This is a genomic window from Actinomadura sp. NPDC000929 (assembly GCF_040492065.1).
Taxonomy (GTDB): domain Bacteria; phylum Actinomycetota; class Actinomycetes; order Streptosporangiales; family Streptosporangiaceae; genus Spirillospora; species Spirillospora verrucosospora.
In genome coordinates, this window is the sequence record NZ_JBEUPA010000281.1 from 1 (window position 1) to 4,132 (window position 4,132).

At 76.3% G+C, this 4,132-nt stretch carries 4 protein-coding genes; 2 read left to right on the forward strand and 2 right to left on the reverse strand.

The features are described 5' to 3' along the window. Positions 1 to 611: glycosyltransferase family 2 protein (locus tag ABWI04_RS41930; protein ID WP_353835890.1), on the reverse strand; the 611-nt coding region annotated here is incomplete at its 3' end. Between the two features lie 12 nt (positions 612 to 623). Continuing rightward, complete coding sequence (locus ABWI04_RS41935) at positions 624 to 1,511, reverse strand: glycosyltransferase family 2 protein (protein ID WP_345187519.1); 888 nt, start codon at positions 1,509 to 1,511, stop codon at positions 624 to 626. A 230-nt stretch (positions 1,512 to 1,741) separates the two neighbouring features. Here ABWI04_RS41935 and ABWI04_RS41940 point away from each other — a divergent pair, with 230 nt between their 5' ends. Then, the gene (locus ABWI04_RS41940; protein ID WP_353835891.1) at positions 1,742 to 3,382 is read left to right on the forward strand and encodes a carbamoyltransferase family protein; all 1,641 of its coding nucleotides are present in this window, start codon (positions 1,742 to 1,744) and stop codon (positions 3,380 to 3,382) included. Next, positions 3,379 to 4,132 (forward strand): glycosyltransferase family 2 protein (locus ABWI04_RS41945; protein WP_353835892.1); only part of this gene is annotated, 754 nt, incomplete at its 3' end. The genes ABWI04_RS41940 and ABWI04_RS41945, both read left to right, overlap by 4 nt.

Here is a 4,132-nt window from a genome sequence, read left to right on the forward strand (position 1 = left end):
GCGGGGTCGCGGCCCGCCGCGGACGGGTGGTGGTGGACGACCAGGTCCGGCACGTAGGCGAGCCCCCATCCGGCGGCGGCCAGATCGAGGGCGAGCAGTTCCTCCTCGCCGCCGAAGTGCAGGACGCCGGAGAAGCCGCCCGCGTCGAGGAAGGCGTCCCTGCGCACGACGACCGAGCAGGCCAGGAAGCCGAGGATCGCCGGTCCCGGCAGGCCCTCGGGGCGCCCGAGCTCCGCGCGGGCCATCCGCTCGGAGACGGGGTCCACCCGCTCCTCCTCCCCCACCAGGACCTTCGCGGCGAGCAGCGCCGTCCGCGGGTGGGCGTCGAGGATCACGGCCGCCCGCTCCAGCGCGCCCGGGGCCCACCAGGAGTCGTCGTCGGCGAAGGCGATGTAGCGGGTGGCCGCGAGCTGGGCCCCGGCGTTGCGGGCGGCCGCGCCCCGGTTGGCCGGCAGCCTCAGCACGGTCGCCCCCGCCGCCTCCGCGACGGCGGCGGTGCCGTCGCCGGAGGCGTTGTCGGCCACGATGACCGGGGCCGTGTGGTGGCCGAGGCTGCGGCGCAGCTCCGGGGCGCGGTCGCGGGTCACGACCACGATCGTCACGTCCGGCATGCGGTGGTCTCCCTAGCTCACGTAGCGGCGGGCCCTGGACGCGCGCTGCGCCGCCTCCAGGCGGCGCAGGCGGTCCTCGACGTCGGGGGGCAGCACTCTGCGCTCGCGGGCCACCCAGGCCAGCCCGGCCGCGGCCTCGGCGAGCGCGGCGGCCGTCACGCGGTCGCGCGGCAGGGTGCGCAGCAGGACGGCCGTCCTGCGGACGGCCACGGGCAGCGGGCGGCGCAGCCAGGTGAACCACAGGGTGTTGCGGATCCCGTGGCGGCGCCGCAGGTGCGCCTCGCGGACGCGGGACGGTTCGTGGTGCACGACGACGTCCTCGGCGAAGCACAACTGCCAGCCGAGCGCCATCAGGTCGGCGCTCAGCAGCTCCTCCTCCCCTCCCAGCCAGAGCCGGGGGGAGAACCCGCCCGCCTCCCGGAACGCCTCGGCCCGGACCATGGAGGCCCCCGCCAGGAACGAGCCGAGCGCCGGGCCCGGCAGCCACGGCGGCCCGGGGACGGGCGAGTGCCGCAGCTCCGGGACGATCGGGTCCTCGCGGCCGCCGGGCTCCACCAGGATCCGGCCGGTCACGACGGCGAGCCGCGGATGCGCGTCCAGGAGGCCGGCGGCGCGCGACGGCGCGTCCGGGTCCCACCAGGTGTCGTCGTCCCAGAACGCGACGTAGGGCGTGCGGACGTGGTCGACGGCGAGGTTGCGGGCGACGGCGCCGAGGTTGCGCGGCGAACGGATCAGGGTCGCCTCCGGGAACCGCTCCGCGACGGCGGCGGCGGACCCGTCCCGCGAGGCGTTGTCCACCACGATGACCGGAGCCCGCTCGGTGAGCGCGCGGGCGGCGGCCAGGGTGGCGAGCAGGGACCGCCGCCGGTCCCGGGTGATGACGACGACGGTGAAGCGCATGAACCGGCCACTACCCCCCGCTTTCCCCTCCATGTCCGTAAATGGCGCATCACCTGCAACTTTTATTACGAGCGACTCTTCTGACATCAGCGTTTAGCCACACAGTTCTCGGCAATGTCCCGAATTACCTATAGGGGATTTCGTTCCGGCGGATCCGGCCGGAGCACGGTGCCTACGACGACGGCCACCCGCCCCTCTCCCACCGAACGCTGCGCCGAAACGGGGTACTCATGCGCGTGCTCGGAATCAACGCGATCTTCCATGATCCGGCCGCCGCGCTGGTGTCGGACGGCACCGTCGTCGCCGCGGCCGAGGAGGAGCGCTTCAGCCGCCGCAAGCACGGGAAGCGGCCGGTGCCCTTCTCCGCCTGGGAGGTGCCGGAGCAGGCCGCCCGGTGGTGCCTGGAGGAGGCCGGGCTGGAGCCCGGCGACCTCGACGCCGTCGCCTACTCCTACGATCCCGAGCTCGCCGAGCCCGGACTCGGCGGGCACGACGCCCAGTGGGAGCGCCTGCGCACGCTCTACGCCCGCCGCGCCCCGAACTTCCTGGCGACCGCGCTGCCGGGCCTCGACCCCGGGATCGTCCGGTACGTGCCGCACCACGTGGCGCACGCCGCGTCCGCCGCGCTCGCCGCGCCCGGGCCCGGCGAGGGCGACGTGCTGGTCCTGGACGGCCGCGGCGAGTCGCACTCGCACCTCGCCGGGACGTACGAGGGCGGCGAGCTGACGCCGCTGCACGCCCAGCGCCTCCCCCACTCGCTCGGCCTCATGTACGAGGACCTCACCGAGCACCTCGGCTTCCTGCGCTCCAGCGACGAGTACAAGGTCATGGCGCTCGCGTCCTACGGCGAGCCGCGATTCCTGGACGAGCTGCGCGAGCACGTCCGCGCGACCGGGGACGGCGGCTTCGCGGTCGCCCCCATCGACTGGGGCTCCCTGGCGAAGGCCCGCCGGCCCGGCGGCGAGTGGACCCGGGACCACGCCGACCTCGCCGCCAGCGTCCAGACCCGCCTGGAGGAGGTGCTCCTCGACCTCGCGGCCTGGCTCCACGGCCGGACCGGATCCCGCCGCCTGCTGCTCGCCGGCGGCGTGGCCCTCAACTGCGTCGCCAACTCCCGGCTGGCCGAGACCGGACCCTACGACGACATCTGGGTCCAGCCCGCGGCGGGCGACGCCGGGACGGCGCTCGGCGCGGCGCTGCACGTCGCGCGGGCGGGCGGCGACCCGCTCGCCGCCATGCCGGGCGCCGGCCTCGGCCGCCGGTGGGACGACGAGGAGATCGCCGCGCGGCTCGACACCGCCAGGATCCCCTACGAGCGGCCGGACGACCTGGCCGGCGCCGTCGCCGACGCCCTGGCCCGAGACGAGATCGTGGCGTGGTTCCAGGGGCGCTCGGAGTTCGGGCCGCGCGCGCTCGGGCACCGCTCCCTGCTCGCCCACCCCGGGCGTGCCGGCAACATCGAGCGGCTCAACGACGTCAAGGGCCGCGAGCAGTTCCGGCCCATCGCGCCGATGGTGGCGCTCGACCGCGCGTCCGAGATCTTCGAGGGCCCGCTGCCGAGCCCCTACATGCTGTTCGTGCACCGGGTCAGACCCGAGTGGCGCGAGCGGATCCCCGCCGTCGTGCACGTGGACGGCACCGCCCGCGCCCAGACGGTCGACGCCGCCGACGAGCCGCTCGTGGCGCGCCTGCTGGAGGAGTTCGGCCGCCGCACCGGGCTGCCGGTCCTGGTCAACACCAGCCTGAACACCGCCGGCCGCCCCATGGTGGACGACCCGCGCGACGCGCTGGAGTGCTTCGGCTCGGCGCCGGTCGACCTGCTCGCCATCGGCCCGTTCGTGGTGCGCCGCAGGGAGGTGCACGCCCGATGAGCTGCACCGTCGTCATTCCCACGATCGGCAGGCCGAGCCTGCGCGTCACGCTGCACGCGCTGCTGACCGCCCTGCGCGACGGCGCGGGCCCCGCGCCGCACGAGATCATCGTCGTGGACGACCGCCCGGCGCCCGGCGCGCCGCTGCCGCTGCCGCCGCCGGCCGGGCAGCGGATCCGGGTGATCCGCTCCGGGGGCCGCGGACCCGCCGCCGCGCGCAACGCGGGCTGGCGCGCCGCCACGACCGAGTGGATCGCCTTCCTCGACGACGACGTCGTCCCCGAGGCCAAGTGGCCCGCCCGGCTGGCGGCCGACCTCGCCGCCCTGCCGCCGGAGGCCGGCGGCTCCCAGGGCCGCGTCTCCGTCCCGCCGCCGCAGGACGGCCGGGCCCCGACGGACTGGGAGCGGAACACCGCCGGGCTCGCGGACGCCGACTGGATCACCGCCGACATGGCCTACCGCCGCGGCCTGCTGGCCGAGCTGGGCGGCTTCGACGAGCGCTTCCGCCGCGCCTACCGCGAGGACGCGGACCTGGCGCTGCGCGCCATGGACGCCGGCCACGGCCTCGTCCTCGGGGAGCGGCGGCTGACGCATCCGGTCCGTCCGGCCGGCTTCTGGGCATCGGTGCGGGCCCAGGCCGGCAACGCCGACGACGTCCTCATGTGGCGCGTGCACGGCCCGTCCTGGCGCCGCCGCGCGGGCGAGGGCCGCGGCCTGCTCCGCCGCCACGTGCTCACCACCGCGGCGGGCC